This window comes from Fluviibacterium sp. S390 (assembly GCF_049800695.1).
In the GTDB taxonomy this organism is placed as follows: domain Bacteria; phylum Pseudomonadota; class Alphaproteobacteria; order Rhodobacterales; family Rhodobacteraceae; genus Meridianimarinicoccus.
The window spans coordinates 203,389-217,190 of record NZ_JBNAFN010000001.1 but is presented as its reverse complement, the minus strand read 5'-3'; the positions used below and the strand labels follow the sequence as shown (position 1 = coordinate 217,190).

Below are 13,802 nucleotides of genomic sequence, written 5' to 3'. Positions count from 1 at the left end.
GGTGGCAGCCCCTTTCATGCAGCCGGCAGGCGCAGGGCGGTTTCGACGATGCCCGGCAGCGCCTTGAAATGATCGAACAGATGCTGGTGGGGGATCTGGGCCACCGGCGATTTGCGATAGCCCCCTGAATAAAGCGCGAAGGGCTGGCCGCTTGCCTGCGCCGTCGCCGCATCCACTTCACTGTCGCCGACGTAAAGGCAGCCCTCGACGCCCAAGCGGTCCAATGCGGCGCGCAACGGTGCCGGGTCGGGCTTTTTCACCGTCAGCGTGTCGCCGCCAATGACGACCGGCAGGAAGCGCGACAAGCCGAAACTGGCCAGAATCGCCCGCGCCGGGGCCTCGGGCTTGTTGGTGCACAACGCCATCGGGCAGCCGAGGGCTTCCAGCTGCTGCAAGGCGCGCAGGGCGCCGGGATACAGTGTGGTCAGTTCGGCGGGCGCGGCGTTGTAGGACCGCAGGAAACCCGCCACCATGTCGGCGTGCCGGTCCGGATCCTCGGGCAGGCCGACCGCTGCCATGATCCGCGCGACCAGCGTGGGAACGCCATTGCCGATGAAGCTGCGGGTCTGGGCAAAGGTGATCGGCGACAGGCTGTCAGCGGCCAGCATCGCCAGGGCCGCGGCATGCAGATCCGGGGCGCTGTCGACGAGGGTGCCGTCCAGATCGAAAACGACCGCTGTCACGTCTCGGGCTTCCACTTGATCGAACATCCCATCGACGGGATCTGATCGCTTGGCCCCTGACCGGTTTCGGCCACTAGTTTCATCGCCTCATACAGATCGCGGCGCAGATCGGCGGGGCCGGTCGTGTTGCGCGAGGCATCCAGCCGCCCGCGATACTGCAATTTGAGATCAGCATTGAAGCCGAAGAAATCCGGCGTGCAGGCGGCATCGAAGGCGCGGGCGACGGTCTGATCGGCGTCGTGCAGATAGGGGAAGGGAAATCCCTTTTCGACGGCCATCTTCTGCATGTTTTCGAAGCTGTCAGCGGGGTGGGAGGTGGCATCGTTGGAACAGATCGCGACAACCCCGACGCCAAGGTCCTGCAGGTCGCGGGCATCGCGGATGATGCGATCCAGTACCGCCAGCACGAAGGGGCAGTGGTTGCAGATGAACATCACCAGCGTCCCGTTCGGACCGGCGATATCGGTCAGGGTGTGGGTCTGCCCGTCGGTGCCGGTCAGGGAGAAATCCGGCGCGGGCCAGCCAAAGTTGCAAACCGGGGTTTCAGTGGCCATGGCGTTTCTCCAGTTTCTGGTGGGGGTCAGGCCGAAGCTGCCGAGGCGCTGGCTGCATCGCGGATGGCGGCGATATTGGTGCCGTAGACTTCAGGCGCCGCGACCGAGCCGCCCTTGAAGACGGCGGATCCGGCCACCAGAACATCGGCTCCGGCGGCGGCCACCAGCGGGGCTGTCTGGGTGGTCACGCCGCCGTCGATCTCGATATGGATCGGGCGGTCGCCGATCATCTGGCGCAACTGGCGCACCTTGCCTGTCATGTCGATGAACTTCTGACCGCCGAAGCCGGGGTTCACGGTCATCACGCAGATCAGGTCGGTCAGGTCCAGCACATGGGCGACGGCCTCGGCCGGGGTGCCGGGGTTCAGGGCCACGCCTGCCTTCATGCCGGCACCGCGAATGGCCTGCAGGGTGCGATGGATATGCGGGCCGGCTTCCACATGCGCGGTCAGGATGTCGGCCCCGGCCTCGGCATAGGCGTCAATATAGGGATCGACCGGCGCGATCATCAGGTGCACGTCCATCACCGTTTTCACATGCGGACGGAAGGCTTTGACGGCGGGGGGGCCGAAGGTCAGGTTGGGCACGAAATGGCCATCCATGACATCCACATGGACCCAGTCGCAGCCCTGATCCTCGATCGCACGAATCTCGGCGCCGAAATTGGCGAAATCTGCTGACAGGATCGACGGAGCGATCTTGATCGAACGGTCGAATGACATGGTCGGTCTTCCTCTGGCCGGGGCGGCAGCGGGCCGCGGACATCCGGCAGTATGGCAGCCGGCTTCTGTCCGTGTCGATACCGCTGCGGGACGGCAAGGACCAGAGGGGCAGGGCGCAAATCAGCCCGTGAGGACCGTTTGCGACCCCTGGCAGAGGTGTGCGCGCCGGGCGGCCCCGCGCCTGTTTCCGTCAGTCGAGGCACGTTGGCACCCCGGATTGCCGCCTGTGAGGGGTCAGACGGGCGCGCGCGTTTCCTTGCGCAAACGGTCCTGCAGCAGCGCCCGCAACTGCCGCAGCGCGCCTGAACCTGCAGTGGCGGGCAGGTCGTCGGCGGCACGGGCCAGCGACTCATCCTCGGCACAGCGGGCCACCCCGGCCACGAAGGCGCCCAGATAGGTCCGCATTTCTGTATCCGGTTCGCCGCGGCACAGCCGTTCTGCGTGATCCAGGTCGTCGCGCAGGGCGGCCCGGTCCGGCATCGGCAACTCCCGTCGCAGGATGCGTGGCCCCTTGGGGCGGGCGCTGTCGGGCAGATGGCGCAGGATCACCTGTTCGAACAGGCCAAGACTTGCGACCGGCTTGGGCAGGAAGTCATGCGCCCCGGCCCGCCGCGCCGGCATTTCCCGGTCGGGGTCGCCCGACGTGGCGATCACCGGGGCAAGGTCGCCGCAGCGTTGGCGAATTTCGGAGATCAGCTCGGCCCCGTCGCCATCCGGCAGCCCCATGTCCACGATAGAGACCGAGGGGAAATAGGCCGCCAGGTGCCGGCGGGCCGAGGCAATGCAATCGGCGCGCCGGATCCGGGCGCCGCCGTGCAGGCACATCTGCCGCAGGGCTTCCGAGGCGAAACGGCTGTCTTCCACCACCATGACGGTCAGGCCCAACAGGGGGCGGGCCGATGTGGGGATCAGTCTTGCAGGGGCTGGGGTCATCCTTCTTCTCCATTCTGGCTGCACCCAGAAAAGACCCGCCATGGTGAACGCTGGGTTAAGGCGGCTGCGACGCTCGGTTGCCTTGCCTGCCCCGGTCCGGCACGGGATAAGCCGCAAAACCCATTGGAGGATACTGCCATGATCGGTCGCTTGAACCATGTTGCCATTGCCGTTCCGGATCTGGAGGCGGCCTCGGCCCAGTACCGCGATGCGCTGGGCGCCAAGGTCGGCGCGCCGCAGGACGAACCCGATCACGGCGTGACCGTGGTGTTCATCGAACTGCCCAACACCAAGATCGAACTGCTGTACCCGCTGGGCGAGGACAGCCCGATCAACGGCTTCCTGGAAAAGAACCCTTCGGGCGGCATCCACCATGTGTGCTATGAGGTCGAGGACATCCTGGCCGCCCGGGATCATCTGAAAGCCTCGGGCGCGCGGGTGCTGGGATCTGGAGAGCCCAAGATCGGCGCCCATGGCAAACCGGTGCTGTTCCTGCATCCCAAGGATTTCAACGGCTGTCTGGTCGAACTGGAACAGGTCTGACCGGACCCCTAGGAAAGCGAGCGCGGACACATGTCCATCACCTCTGCCATCGTCCTGTTTGCCGTGATCTGGTTCATGGTGTTCTTCGTCGTGCTGCCCCTGCGTCTGACCACGCAGGGTGAAAGCGGCAAGGTAGTGCCGGGCACCCCTTCGTCGGCGCCCACCAATCCGGCCATCGGGCGCAAGGCGCGGCTCACCACGATCTGGGCGGTGGGGCTGTGGGTCGTGATCTTCACGGTCATCGTCACCGAAACCATCACCGTGCGCGATTTCGACGTGATGGGACGGATGCCGCCGGTGGCCGGGGCCGAATAGCACCCCGCGACAATCTGACCGTTTTCTGCTATGCTTCCCGCAGGGGGAACAGATCATGAAACGGACAGGGATACCCGACTTCATTCGGACAATGTGCCTTGGTCTTGCGACCGGGGTTATTGCCGTTGCGCTGCAATCGACGCCAGCCCAGGCGGTCGTGTTCGACGCCGCGTCGCTGCCGCAGTGTTTTACGCAGGATTCGCCGTTCATTCCACCGCAGAAGCAGCGCACGACGATCCACCTTGAGATACACCTGTGCGAGGAGCCAAACCACGTCAAGGCGCTGTTTGTAGGGGACCGGATCCAGCCGGGCACGGCCATCGCCCTGGGCTGGGTGGGGCAATACTGGCAGGGGTACCTGAAGCTGACGCAAAGCACCAATGCGGGCAACAACCGGCAGGTGGATGCCTCGGGCTGGGTGCAGCACCTGGTTCCGTCGGTCGCGCCGCGCTTCAATTTCTCGGGCTTGACGGGGGGCGGCACGGGCAATCCGCAGGTCGAGACGATCAGGGCCATCGGCGGATCGGTGCCGCACGAGTCCGTCTCAGACGACTATTTCCTCGATTTTCTGCTGGATGAGGGCACTGCCCTGTTCGGCCTGTCGCCGGGGAGTTCCCACAACGTCACCCGTCGGGGATGGCTGATCGAACTGGAAGGCTTCCACGGGCCGGGGCCGTTCGATTTCTCGAACCCGCCGAAACCGTTTGAAGTGCAACTTGAGGCCGTGCCGCTGCCCGCAGCGGGCCTGCTGTTGCTGGCCGCGCTGGCGGGGCTATCCGTGGTGCGTGGGCGCAGAACCGGCAGTTGATCAGCTTCGGGCCTCGCCGCGCAGGCGATGATACAAGTGCGTGAAGGTGGCCGCACCCAGGATCGGCACCAGAAGGTTGACCAGCGGCACGGTCAGCGGCACCGCCATCAGCGCGCCCGCCAGCCAGATCTGCACCGAATGGCGGCGGCGCATCCGCCGGGCGTCGGCCTGTGACAGCCGCCGCATGGCGACCATCTGGAAGTATTCCCGGCCCAGGAGGAACCCGTTCATGCTCCAGAAAATGAAGGGCGCGAAGGGTGGAAATACCGCGTAAAGCACCAGCGCCAGCAGGTTGGCCAGCACGATCACGCCCAGAAACTTCAGCGAATCGCCAAGCGCCTTGAGGAACTCGGCCCGTGGTGCGGTGGCCAGTTGCGGATAGTGGCGATCTTCGACCGCGTCTGCCACGTCGTCCAGAAACAACCCGGTGAATGCCGAGGCCACGGGCACCATCAGGAACACCGACAGACCCATGACCGCGATCAGCGAGAAGCCCGAGGCGATCTCGCTGATGTGGCCCACCTCTCCGACAAAGGGCAGGGTCAGGGTTTCGGGCACCAATGCCCCCACCAGCCAGACCGTCGCCACATAGGCCGCAATCAGCAGCCCGAAGGTCAGGCCCAGCCCCAACAGCAGCACCCGGCGGAAGCGCGGATCGCCCAATTGGCCAAGCGCCTTCAGAAAATCGCTGAAGATCATGCGGACACCCAACTGGTGATGGTGGACAGGTCCGGGCGCGGGCGTTCGGGCGGGGCGGCCGGTTCAGTGCCCAGATGGATGAACCCGGCGATCCGCTCGTGCGTGGCCAGGTTCAGGGCGCGGGTGCGGAATTCGGCATCATGCGAGATCCAGCCCGACAGCCAGTTGGCGCCCCAACCTGCGGCCAGCCCGGCATTGACCAACGCCAGGCAGACGGCCCCGGCGGAATAGGTCTGTTCGATCTCGGGGATCTTTGGCGAGGGCTTGGGGCTGGCGATCACCGCCACCACGCAGCCCGCACTGCGATAGACGGCGGCAAGCTTGTCGATATCCTCGGGGGTTTTGCCCAGGTCTGGGCCGCGCGCCTCGATCACCCCGGCGATGCGGGGCAGGGCAGCACCCGTGAGCACAATGAACCGCCACGGCTCCAACGCGCCATGGTCGGGGGTGCGGGCGGCGGCGGTGAGGATCGGCGTCAGGTCTTGCGGCGTCGGGAAGGGGGCCGCCAGCAGCTTGCCGGGGCGCGAGCGCCGCGTGAGAAGAAAGTCGAGAACGAGAGGATTTAGATCAGGCATCAAGGGGTCCGGCGTTTTGTCTGTCCCTGACCTGTGCAATTCTTGCCGCAGTTGCAAGGGGCGGGTCCGGTTTGCCGGGCCGGAAGCGGAAAGATCGGGCCAAAGGGCGGGCAGAATGGCACAAGCGGGGCAGCAATGGCAGGTGCGGGTGACGCCGCGCGCCTCGCGGGCGCGGGTCGAGGACACCGGGGCGGGTCTGCGGGTCTATGTCACCGTGGCGCCCGAGAATGGCAAGGCCAATGCCGCCGTGCGCAAGCTGTTGGCCAAGCATCTGGGCGTGGCACCGGGACGGCTGGAGTTGGTGCGCGGCGCCAAGTCCCGCGACAAGCTCTTTCGCCTGATCTAGGCGCGGGCGGCGGGGGCGGGAGCCTCCGGCGGGAGTATTTACGCCAAGAAGAATCAATCCGGGGCGGTGCGGGGTTTCAGCCGGTAGACGCCTTCGGGCAGATCAAGCGCGGCGGCGAGATCCTGGATCTGGCGCAGCGTGAAGGTGATGCGGACAACATCGTCGCGGCGGGGGTCGAATTGTTCGACCGTGACGCAATCCTCGAAGGCCTGCACCGAAATGTCTTCGGAGGTCGGCCCGGCCTGATCGTCCACAAGGGTGATGACGGTGGCGTCGAATTCGTGCTCGATGGAGAACATGGCAAGGCTCCGGCTGGTTTTCCTTACAGGCTAGGCCGGGCCGGGCGGCGGGGCCAGCCCTGTTTGTCAGGTGACGCAGGGTTGGCCGGGACCCCATTGTGAAGCCCGCGCGTTTCAGGCTTCAATGGTGCGGTGATCGACTGCGACGGAGGATGGGATGAACAACTGGCACAAGCTGGGCCTTGCTGGGCTGATCCTGATGCTGGCGGGCTGCGCGTCCTCGACAACCCCGGTACCGCGCACGGCCGACACGCCCGCGACTGTCACCCCGGCCCGCGCCCCGTCGCAGGAGGTGAATTTCGCGGCCATCGTGCGGCGGGTGGAGCCGGTCGCCGAGGAAACCTGCCGGCGCAGCGGCGCCGTGGCGCAATGCGACTATCGCATCGTCGTGGACACGCGGCCCGGCGTGCCCGCCAATGCCTTCCAGACCGTCGACAAGACGGGACGGCCCTTGCTGATCGTGACCCAGCCGCTGCTGGAGGAGACCCGCAATGCCGATGAGGTGGCCTTCATTCTGGGGCATGAAGCAGCGCACCACATTCGCGGACATCTGACCCGCACCAGCAACACCGCCGTGCTGGGTGCCATTCTTGCCGGTACCATCGTGGCTGCGGGCGGGGGGGATCTGGCCTCGGTCGAGGCGGCGCAGGATCTGGGTGCGCTGGCAGGATCGCGGGCGTTTTCCAAGAACTATGAACTGGAGGCCGACGCCCTGGGCACGGTAATCGCCTATCAGGCGGGATATGATCCGGTGCGCGGGTCGGCCTATTTTGCGCGCATCCCCGATCCTGGAAACCAGTTCCTGGGCACGCACCCGCCCAACGCCGATCGTCAGCGGGTGGTGCGGCAAGTGGCGGCGGGGCTGAACTAAGGGAACTCGTTACGCTTTGGGATCGGCGCGGGGGAGCGCCGCACCGACCCTAACCGGTCACCGGGGCGTCGGCCTGCGCGGGCTTGCGCAGGCGGGTCAGGATCGCCGAAGCACTGGCAAGGATGTAGAAGACCTGAAGCATCGCCGCGCCCAGGTTGAAATCAAGGTGCAGACCGATCAGCACGAGGGTGGCGGCCACCCCGTTGCGGGCAAAGTAGCGCAGTTCGGTCCCGTTCAGGCGGCCCGAGCACAGGGACACGTAGTTGCAGGCATAAAGCGCAAAACCCAGAAGGCCGGGAAGGTCTTTCCAAGACAGCATGATGCCGGCGATTTCCATGGTCGTGATCCTTGCTCGTTTGTCTTCATGAAAGTTAACAGATCCCGAATAATGGGCATGGTCAGGGATTCCCGATGAAACCGGATGCATCGGTCAGGGATTCCCGCATCATTTTGACCTGCATCAAGGTAGACGGGCAAAATGGGCCGCTTCATCGTCGGGCAACCAAACGAAGGACCCGGCCATGACCCTGCACAGCCCCAAGCCGCTTGGCGATCCGATCACCCACTATTGGCTGGTGCTGGAGATGGCGCGCGCTGCCGGTGTCGACCTTGCGGACGCCATGGAAGCAGGGCGCCTGTCGCACGAAGGGTGGGCCGGAATGGTGGAACGCTGCCGTGGTTGCGACTGGCAGCGCGACGGTGGGTGCACGCGCTGGCTGACCATGCAGGATGCGGGCGGCGCCGAAGTGCCGGGAAGCTGTCTCAACCAGCAGGAATTCGACGCTCTGGCCGAGCCGACCGCGCCCGAAGCCTGATCAAGGCTGGACCCTGGCGGTGCCTTGCGGCAGGACGGGGTCATGCGACAGATCGAAAATGTCATCACCGATCGCGGATCGAAATACGCGGTGTCCGGCGGCCCGGCAGCCTCGCGCGCCGAGGTAGAGGCCTTTCTGAAAGAGCTGAAGCGGGCCAAGAAATACGCCAAGGCCACCCACAACACATGGGGGGTGCTGCTGGCGGACGGGCCGCTCAAGTCCGATGACGGGGAATCCGGGGCCGGGATGGTGATCCTGCGGATGCTGGAGCGCGCCGATCTGCGCGACCATGTGATCGTGGTCACACGCTGGTACGGCGGCAAGCATCTGGGCGGGGATCGTTTCCGCCATGTGCAGGAAGCGGTACGGGTCTACCTCGACGCGCTGTGAGCCTGGGTTTCTTGCGCCACCCAACCGGCGGTGGCGGCGTCGGTCTGCACCTCCCACCAGGTGATCGCGGGCAGATCATAGGGATGCGTCTTGCGGATCAGCTCGGCCAGCGGGGCGGCCAGGTCCGGGCGGGTCTTGAACAGGGCGGCGACCTCGGTCTCGCTGTTCAGGGCATCCTCCCAGTGAAACTCCGCAGTGATGGCACCCAGGTTGGCGCAGGCGGCCAGGCGCGCCGTCAGGGCGGCGCCGGCGATGCTGCGGGCGCTCTGGTCGTCGGGGCAGGTGACCCGGAGCAGGGTGATCGTGGCCATCAGACGAGCTTGCCCCACAGATCGTATTCGCCGGCTTCATCCACCTCGACCTCGACGATGTCGCCGGGTTTGAGGGTTTCGAAACCTTCGTCGATGAACAGGTTGCCGTCGATCTCGGGGGCATCGGCCATGGTGCGGCAGGTGGCGGCGTCATCTTCCACCAGGTCGACGATGACCTTCTGGCGGGTGCCGACCTTGGCGGCCAGACGGGCCTCGGAAATTGCCTGAGCCTTCTCCATGAAGCGGTCCCAGCGGTCCTGCTTGATCTCGGCCGGCACATGGTCGGGCAGGGCGTTGGCACGGGCCCCGGCGACGTTTTCGTACTGGAAGCAGCCGACCCGGTCGAGCTGGGCCTCGTCCATCCAGTCCAGCAGGGTCTGGAATTCTGCCTCGGTCTCGCCCGGATAACCGACAATGAAGGTCGAGCGCAGGGTGATGTCCGGGCAGGTGGCGCGCCAGGCGGCGATCTCGTCCAGCGTCCTCGCCGCCGCCGCAGGCCGGGCCATGCGCTTCAGCGTGTCCGGGTGGGCGTGCTGGAACGGAATGTCGAGATAGGGCAGGATGCCACCGCCGCCCGCGTCCAGACCTTCGGCCATCAGCGGGATCAGGTTGCGCACATGGGGATAGGGATAGACATAGTGCAGCCGCACCCAGGCTCCGAGTTGCCCAAGTTCACGCGACAGATCGGTGACATGAGCGCGAACCTCGCGGTCTTTCCAGCTGCTGGCGGCGTGGCGCAGGTCAAGGCCATAGGCCGAGGTGTCCTGGCTGATGACCAGCAATTCACGTACCCCGGCGGTGACCAGGCGCTCGGCCTCGCGCAGAACGGCGGCAGCCGGACGCGACACCAGTTTGCCGCGCATGTCGGGGATGATGCAGAACTTGCAGGCGTGATTGCAGCCTTCCGAGATCTTCAGATAGGCGTAGTGGCGCGGGGTCAGTTGCACGCTGGTCCCCGGCACCAGGTCGATGAAGGGATCAGGGCTGGGCGGCACCGCCTTGTGCACCGCATCCATGACCTGTTCGTACTGATGCGGCCCGGTGACGGCCATGACGGAAGGGTGCGCGCCGGTAATAAACTCGGGCTCGGCCCCCAGACAGCCGGTGACGATGACCTTGCCGTTTTCATGCAGCGCCTCGCCGATGGCCTCCAGGCTCTCGGCCTTGGCGCTGTCCAGAAAGCCGCAGGTGTTGACGATGACCGCGCCGGCCCCCGCGTAATCGGGAGAGATCGCATAGCCTTCGGCCCGAAGCCGGGTGAGGATGCGTTCGCTGTCCACCAGCGCCTTGGGGCAGCCCAGGGACACCATGCCGATGGTCGGCTGGCCCTCTCGGGGGGCCGCACCATCGAAACTGGCGCGCGGGGCAAGGTCGGGGCGGAGGCTGGGCGGATTGCTGGTCATGGGGGCGCTATAGGCAAGCCTGCGGTCTGGTGCAATGTGTGCCGCGCGTGGGACGTGATCCGCTAGGGTGCCAAACCGGGTCAATCCCAAACCGGGGAACAGGACCAGCCATGGCCGCCCCTGTCGATGCAATCTGGTCCTAGGGGACCGCAACGGCCCCGGTGACGGTGTTCTGGAAGGCGCCGGTTTCGGGGTCGGTCTCCGAGGCGAAAGTCCCGCCGCCAGAAGCCCCTTCCAACGCGCCCTTGCCGCCCAGGACCGCCCACGTCCCGGTTACCGCACCGTCGGCAGTCAGCGCGGTGATGGTCCAATGCGAGAACATCGCATCGCCATCGTCGCGGGAAAACACGCAATGCCCGGTCCCGTTAGCCATGGGCGGGGCCATTTCAACCGCGCCGTAGCACGTGCCGCTCATCCCGGCCATGGCGCTGCCGTTGCTGGCGGGGTCGAAACTCTGGTAGGCTGAGTTCGAACGAAGAACCATGTGGTTTTCGTTGATCTGGTGGACTTCCGAGGCGGATGTGCCGGACCAGACGCCGTTGGCCGGCAGGATCTCTGCGCCGTACAGCGGGCTTGTCAGGGCGATGGCGGTGAGTGTCGTCAGGATCTGTTTCATTCCGGGAACTTTCTCTCGGGGGGAGCAGACCAATGGCCATCCTGATCGCGCGGCCCCGCCGGTCCACTCTCTGCCCGGGGCGCGCCTCGACTATGCACGATTCTCGCCCGTTGTGACGTGGAATGAAGTATTTTTCCCAAGAAGAACGGCGCAGGGGTGGAGCTGTGATGCACGCCAGAAATGTCCACCGCCGAACGCCCGGAACAGGTCTGCAGTCCGGCCCGCGTCGCGGGCGGCCTCGCGCTGCGCAGACCTGCGCCGAAAGGCTGTCCCGTCCCAACGGAGTTGGACCGGGGTTTCGCGAGACCGCTCTTGGGCCGGACCGGCGCCTTACCGTTTCCGGTCGCGGCGCGAGGACATGGGCTGGAAGGCCACGCCCACATGCGCCTCGCAATAGGGTTTGCCCTGTTCCACGGGCAGGCCACAGAACCAGAACTCCTCGGTTGCGGGGTCGCCGATGGGCCATTTGCAGGTGCGTTCGGTCAGCTCCATCAGGGTCAGCTTGCGCGCCTTCTTCTCGACCTCGCGCTGCGAGGCCAGGGCCTCGGGCGAGATTTCATTGGCCGAGGGTTGCGGCGGCAGCGGCTGGCCGGCGGGAATGATCGCCTTGCGGGCGGGCAGGGCCGGTTTCGGTGCCGGCGAGGCGGGGGCTGCAGCGGCAGGCGCGGCGGCGGCCGGTTGCGGCGCGGGTTTCGCCGCGGCGGGGGCGGCCGGTTTTTCGGCGGCAGGCGCGGGTTTAGCCGCAGGTTCCGCCGGTTTGGCCGGCGCGGCACCGGTGTTGCGGTTGGACAGGCCCAGACGATGCACCTTGCCGATCACGGCGTTGCGGGTCACCCCGCCCAGTTCCTTGGCGATCTGGCTGGCACTTTGGCCGTCGGCCCACATTTTCTTCAGGATCTCGACGCGTTCTTCGGTCCAGGACATGGGGCCACCTTGCAGACATGGGTCAAACGAGAAGGCGCCCGTCGACCCGGACGCCTTGGAGAAATTCAGCAGATGCCTATTTTAATCTTCGTGCCGCCGGATACAAGGTGTCCTTGCGGATTGAGTCCGGTGTGACGGGCCGGAACCCGAGACAGCAGCGAAACATGGAAGGCGGAACATGACGGATATGACCGGAATGGGGGAACGGCGCTTTGGCCGCGTCAACTGGCTGGGCGTGGCGACACTGGCCGAACGCGAGGTGCGCCGGTTTCTGGCGGTCTGGTCGCAGACCCTGATGGCCCCCCTGATCACGGCGGGGTTGTTCCTGGCCATCTTCTCGCTGGCCATCGGCACCCGGCGGGGGGAGGTCATGGGCGTGCCCTTCGCCCAGTTCCTTGCCCCCGGTATCCTGATGATGACGGTGATCCAGAACGCTTTTGCCAACACCTCGTCGGCGATCATGATTGCCAAGGTGCAGGGCAATATCGTGGATACGCTGATGCCGCCGCTGTCGCCGGCGGAACTGGTGGCGGGCTATCTGGCCGGATCTATCGGGCGGGGGCTGTTCGTGGCCGGCGCCATTCTGATCGTGGCGGCGATTTTCCTGGGCCAGGGGATCACGCATCCGGTCTGGGTGCTGGTCTTCGTGGTGCTGGGCAGCGCGCTTCTGGGCGGGCTGGGGATCATCGCCGCGATCCTGGCCAACAAGTTCGACCAGATGGCGGCGATCACCAATTTCATCATCACGCCGCTGAGCTTCCTCTCCGGCACCTTCTATTCGGTCGAAGGCTTGCCGCCTGCGATGCAGGTTCTGACCCATGTGAACCCGGTGTTCTACCTGATCGACGGGGTGCGGTTTGGCGTGCTGGGCACCTCTGACAGCTCACCCTGGATCGGCTTGCCGATCTGTCTTCTGGCCACGGCGGCGGTGCTGGCGATCTGTCTGCGTTGGTTCCGCACGGGATTTCGCCTGAAGCCGTAAGGGCAGGTGCTGCGCCTGACGGCAGACGTCAGGCGCGGTGCGCGCCGTCGGCCAACCCCTTGACGAAGGCGAGGATATCGGAAACCGGCTTGCCCTCTTCCACCTGCTTGACGATGGCCGAACCGACAACGGCGCCATCGGCCACCGAGGCGATCTCCTGCGCCGTTTCCGGCGAGCGGATGCCGAAGCCCACGATGACCGGCAGGTCGGTGCTGGCCTTGATGCGGGCCACTTCCGGGGCCACGTCGGTCGCCGAGGCGGCGGCGGCGCCGGTGATGCCGGTGATGGACACGTAATAGACGAAGCCCGAGGTGTTCTGCAGCACCTTGGGCAGGCGCTTGTCATCGGTCGTGGGTGTGGCCAGGCGGATGAAATTCAGTCCGGCGTTCTGGGCCGGAATGCACAGCTCGTCGTCTTCCTCGGGCGGCAGATCGACCACGATCAACCCGTCGATGCCGGCGTCCTTGGCATCCTGCAAAAACCGCTCGACACCGCGATTGTAGATCGGATTGTAGTACCCCATCATCACGATCGGCGTGCTGTCGTCGGTTTCGCGAAAGGCCCGCGCCATTTGAAGGGTCTTGTCCATCGTCTGCCCGGCCTTCAGGGCGCGTTGCCCGGCCAGTTGGATCGTCGGGCCATCGGCCATCGGGTCGGTGAACGGTTGACCCAGTTCGATGATGTCGACCCCGGCGGCCGGCAGCCCCTTGATCAGGTCCAGCGAGCTGTCGTAGTCCGGATCGCCCGCCATCACATAGGCCACGAAGGCTTTCTTTCCTTCGGCGCGAAGGTCGGCGAATTTGCGATCGATACGAGTCATGGCGGGCCCTCTGAATGTCGTCGCGATGGTGTCGCCCATGGGGCCGGAAAAGGCAAGCGGGCGCCGCTGCGCGCCGCAAGTTGCGTATTCTTGACAAGAAAAAGCGCGGTGCGGGGACATCCGGTGTTCGGGCCGGGCTGCTGCTGGCGGCGTCAGCGCTTGCACAGGCTGGGCCGTGCGCCTAAGAGCGTGC

At 65.8% G+C, this 13,802-nt stretch carries 21 protein-coding genes; 8 read left to right on the top strand and 13 right to left on the bottom strand.

The genetic code is table 11. From position 1 onward, the window contains the following. Positions 1-14 precede the first annotated feature (14 nt). The 4 genes from gph to ACP15K_RS00995 form a co-directional block, all read right to left on the bottom strand. On the bottom strand, positions 15-683 hold the full coding sequence (gph, locus tag ACP15K_RS01010) for a phosphoglycolate phosphatase (RefSeq protein WP_424989602.1): 669 nt from the start codon (positions 681-683) through the stop codon (positions 15-17). Beyond that, positions 680-1,237, bottom strand: coding sequence for a thioredoxin family protein (locus ACP15K_RS01005; protein ID WP_424989601.1), 558 nt, complete (start codon positions 1,235-1,237; stop codon positions 680-682). The genes gph and ACP15K_RS01005 overlap by 4 nt, the downstream gene beginning before the upstream one ends. A gap of 26 nt (positions 1,238-1,263) precedes the next feature. Continuing rightward, positions 1,264-1,959, bottom strand: a complete 696-nt coding sequence (gene rpe, locus ACP15K_RS01000) for a ribulose-phosphate 3-epimerase (protein ID WP_193139425.1) — start codon at positions 1,957-1,959, stop codon at positions 1,264-1,266. Positions 1,960-2,193: 234 nt separating this feature from the next. Further along, a complete protein-coding gene (locus ACP15K_RS00995) occupies positions 2,194-2,892 on the bottom strand; it encodes a response regulator (RefSeq protein ID WP_193139424.1) in 699 nt (232 codons plus the stop codon). A gap of 138 nt (positions 2,893-3,030) precedes the next feature. Between ACP15K_RS00995 and mce the strand changes: the two genes are divergently transcribed. From mce to ACP15K_RS00980, 3 genes are all read left to right on the top strand, one after another. Beyond that, a complete protein-coding gene (gene mce / locus ACP15K_RS00990) occupies positions 3,031-3,435 on the top strand; it encodes a methylmalonyl-CoA epimerase (RefSeq protein ID WP_193139422.1) in 405 nt (134 codons plus the stop codon). A 30-nt stretch (positions 3,436-3,465) separates the two neighbouring features. Next, entirely contained in the window at positions 3,466-3,750 is a 285-nt protein-coding gene (locus ACP15K_RS00985; RefSeq protein WP_193139419.1) for a DUF1467 family protein, read from the top strand. 91 nt (positions 3,751-3,841) lie between these two features. Further along, complete coding sequence (locus ACP15K_RS00980; RefSeq protein WP_424989600.1) at positions 3,842-4,558, top strand: VPLPA-CTERM sorting domain-containing protein; 717 nt, start codon at positions 3,842-3,844, stop codon at positions 4,556-4,558. Here the strand turns inward: ACP15K_RS00980 and ACP15K_RS00975 are convergent, their stop codons facing one another. Together ACP15K_RS00975 and ACP15K_RS00970 are read right to left on the bottom strand one after the other, a co-directional pair. Further along, positions 4,559-5,257: an EI24 domain-containing protein gene (locus ACP15K_RS00975; RefSeq protein ID WP_193139416.1), complete on the bottom strand. Its 699-nt coding sequence runs from the start codon at positions 5,255-5,257 to the stop codon at positions 4,559-4,561. It lies immediately after the preceding gene. After that, positions 5,254-5,832: a nitroreductase family protein gene (locus ACP15K_RS00970; RefSeq protein ID WP_424989599.1), complete on the bottom strand. Its 579-nt coding sequence runs from the start codon at positions 5,830-5,832 to the stop codon at positions 5,254-5,256. Before ACP15K_RS00970 ends, ACP15K_RS00975 begins: the two co-directional genes overlap by 4 nt. 115 nt (positions 5,833-5,947) lie before the next feature. Between ACP15K_RS00970 and ACP15K_RS00965 the strand changes: the two genes are divergently transcribed. Further along, a complete protein-coding gene (locus ACP15K_RS00965; protein WP_424989598.1) occupies positions 5,948-6,178 on the top strand; it encodes a DUF167 domain-containing protein in 231 nt (76 codons plus the stop codon). A 53-nt stretch (positions 6,179-6,231) separates the two neighbouring features. Here ACP15K_RS00965 and ACP15K_RS00960 read toward each other — a convergent pair whose 3' ends face one another. Further along, on the bottom strand, positions 6,232-6,477 hold the full coding sequence (locus tag ACP15K_RS00960) for a hypothetical protein (RefSeq protein ID WP_193139413.1): 246 nt from the start codon (positions 6,475-6,477) through the stop codon (positions 6,232-6,234). A 157-nt stretch (positions 6,478-6,634) separates the two neighbouring features. Between ACP15K_RS00960 and ACP15K_RS00955 the strand changes: the two genes are divergently transcribed. After that, positions 6,635-7,348: a M48 family metalloprotease gene (locus ACP15K_RS00955; protein WP_424989597.1), complete on the top strand. Its 714-nt coding sequence runs from the start codon at positions 6,635-6,637 to the stop codon at positions 7,346-7,348. 49 nt (positions 7,349-7,397) lie between these two features. Here ACP15K_RS00955 and ACP15K_RS00950 read toward each other — a convergent pair whose 3' ends face one another. After that, positions 7,398-7,685: a CBU_0592 family membrane protein gene (locus ACP15K_RS00950; protein WP_193139411.1), complete on the bottom strand. Its 288-nt coding sequence runs from the start codon at positions 7,683-7,685 to the stop codon at positions 7,398-7,400. 184 nt (positions 7,686-7,869) lie between these two features. Between ACP15K_RS00950 and ACP15K_RS00945 the strand changes: the two genes are divergently transcribed. Next, a complete protein-coding gene (locus ACP15K_RS00945; RefSeq protein WP_193139409.1) occupies positions 7,870-8,163 on the top strand; it encodes a DUF6455 family protein in 294 nt (97 codons plus the stop codon). A 42-nt stretch (positions 8,164-8,205) separates the two neighbouring features. After that, positions 8,206-8,553: a YigZ family protein gene (locus tag ACP15K_RS00940; protein WP_193139407.1), complete on the top strand. Its 348-nt coding sequence runs from the start codon at positions 8,206-8,208 to the stop codon at positions 8,551-8,553. Here the strand turns inward: ACP15K_RS00940 and cutA are convergent. The 4 genes from cutA to ACP15K_RS00920 all read right to left on the bottom strand — a co-directional run bounded on the left by cutA (position 8,535) and on the right by ACP15K_RS00920 (position 11,807). After that, positions 8,535-8,882 (bottom strand): divalent-cation tolerance protein CutA, encoded by a 348-nt coding sequence (cutA, locus tag ACP15K_RS00935; RefSeq protein WP_193139405.1) that lies wholly within the window; start codon positions 8,880-8,882, stop codon positions 8,535-8,537. The genes ACP15K_RS00940 and cutA overlap by 19 nt on opposite strands. Then, positions 8,864-10,267: a 30S ribosomal protein S12 methylthiotransferase RimO gene (gene rimO, locus ACP15K_RS00930; RefSeq protein WP_424989596.1), complete on the bottom strand. Its 1,404-nt coding sequence runs from the start codon at positions 10,265-10,267 to the stop codon at positions 8,864-8,866. Before rimO ends, cutA begins: the two co-directional genes overlap by 19 nt. A gap of 139 nt (positions 10,268-10,406) precedes the next feature. Beyond that, entirely contained in the window at positions 10,407-10,883 is a 477-nt protein-coding gene (locus ACP15K_RS00925; RefSeq protein WP_193139401.1) for a hypothetical protein, read from the bottom strand. Between the two features lie 330 nt (positions 10,884-11,213). Next, positions 11,214-11,807: a GcrA family cell cycle regulator gene (locus ACP15K_RS00920; RefSeq protein WP_193139399.1), complete on the bottom strand. Its 594-nt coding sequence runs from the start codon at positions 11,805-11,807 to the stop codon at positions 11,214-11,216. Positions 11,808-11,985: 178 nt separating this feature from the next. On the opposite strand from ACP15K_RS00920, the gene ACP15K_RS00915 reads away from it, so the two are divergent. Continuing rightward, positions 11,986-12,789 carry an ABC transporter permease gene (locus ACP15K_RS00915; protein ID WP_424989595.1) on the top strand — a complete coding sequence of 268 codons (804 nt, stop codon included), beginning with the start codon at positions 11,986-11,988 and terminating at the stop codon, positions 12,787-12,789. Between the two features lie 28 nt (positions 12,790-12,817). On the opposite strand, the gene trpA is transcribed toward ACP15K_RS00915, so the two are convergent. Then, positions 12,818-13,609, bottom strand: a complete 792-nt coding sequence (gene trpA / locus ACP15K_RS00910; RefSeq protein WP_193139397.1) for a tryptophan synthase subunit alpha — start codon at positions 13,607-13,609, stop codon at positions 12,818-12,820. Between the last annotated feature and the right edge of the window lie 193 nt (positions 13,610-13,802).

Bases quoted from the DNA above. Each gene is read 5' to 3' on its own strand.
- ACP15K_RS01005 (WP_424989601.1), bottom strand. From the start codon at position 1,237: ATGGCCACTGAAACCCCGGTTTGCAACTTTGGCTGGCCCGCGCCGGAT.
- rpe (WP_193139425.1), bottom strand. From the start codon at position 1,959: ATGTCATTCGACCGTTCGATCAAGATCGCTCCGTCGATCCTGTCAGCA.
- ACP15K_RS00995 (WP_193139424.1), bottom strand. From the start codon at position 2,892: ATGACCCCAGCCCCTGCAAGACTGATCCCCACATCGGCCCGCCCCCTG.
- mce (WP_193139422.1), top strand. From the start codon at position 3,031: ATGATCGGTCGCTTGAACCATGTTGCCATTGCCGTTCCGGATCTGGAG.
- ACP15K_RS00985 (WP_193139419.1), top strand. From the start codon at position 3,466: ATGTCCATCACCTCTGCCATCGTCCTGTTTGCCGTGATCTGGTTCATG.
- ACP15K_RS00980 (WP_424989600.1), top strand. From the start codon at position 3,842: ATGTGCCTTGGTCTTGCGACCGGGGTTATTGCCGTTGCGCTGCAATCG.
- ACP15K_RS00975 (WP_193139416.1), bottom strand. From the start codon at position 5,257: ATGATCTTCAGCGATTTTCTGAAGGCGCTTGGCCAATTGGGCGATCCG.
- ACP15K_RS00970 (WP_424989599.1), bottom strand. From the start codon at position 5,832: ATGCCTGATCTAAATCCTCTCGTTCTCGACTTTCTTCTCACGCGGCGC.
- ACP15K_RS00965 (WP_424989598.1), top strand. From the start codon at position 5,948: ATGGCACAAGCGGGGCAGCAATGGCAGGTGCGGGTGACGCCGCGCGCC.
- ACP15K_RS00960 (WP_193139413.1), bottom strand. From the start codon at position 6,477: ATGTTCTCCATCGAGCACGAATTCGACGCCACCGTCATCACCCTTGTG.
- ACP15K_RS00955 (WP_424989597.1), top strand. From the start codon at position 6,635: ATGAACAACTGGCACAAGCTGGGCCTTGCTGGGCTGATCCTGATGCTG.
- ACP15K_RS00950 (WP_193139411.1), bottom strand. From the start codon at position 7,685: ATGGAAATCGCCGGCATCATGCTGTCTTGGAAAGACCTTCCCGGCCTT.
- ACP15K_RS00945 (WP_193139409.1), top strand. From the start codon at position 7,870: ATGACCCTGCACAGCCCCAAGCCGCTTGGCGATCCGATCACCCACTAT.
- ACP15K_RS00940 (WP_193139407.1), top strand. From the start codon at position 8,206: ATGCGACAGATCGAAAATGTCATCACCGATCGCGGATCGAAATACGCG.
- rimO (WP_424989596.1), bottom strand. From the start codon at position 10,267: ATGACCAGCAATCCGCCCAGCCTCCGCCCCGACCTTGCCCCGCGCGCC.
- ACP15K_RS00925 (WP_193139401.1), bottom strand. From the start codon at position 10,883: ATGAAACAGATCCTGACGACACTCACCGCCATCGCCCTGACAAGCCCG.
- ACP15K_RS00920 (WP_193139399.1), bottom strand. From the start codon at position 11,807: ATGTCCTGGACCGAAGAACGCGTCGAGATCCTGAAGAAAATGTGGGCC.
- ACP15K_RS00915 (WP_424989595.1), top strand. From the start codon at position 11,986: ATGACGGATATGACCGGAATGGGGGAACGGCGCTTTGGCCGCGTCAAC.
- trpA (WP_193139397.1), bottom strand. From the start codon at position 13,609: ATGACTCGTATCGATCGCAAATTCGCCGACCTTCGCGCCGAAGGAAAG.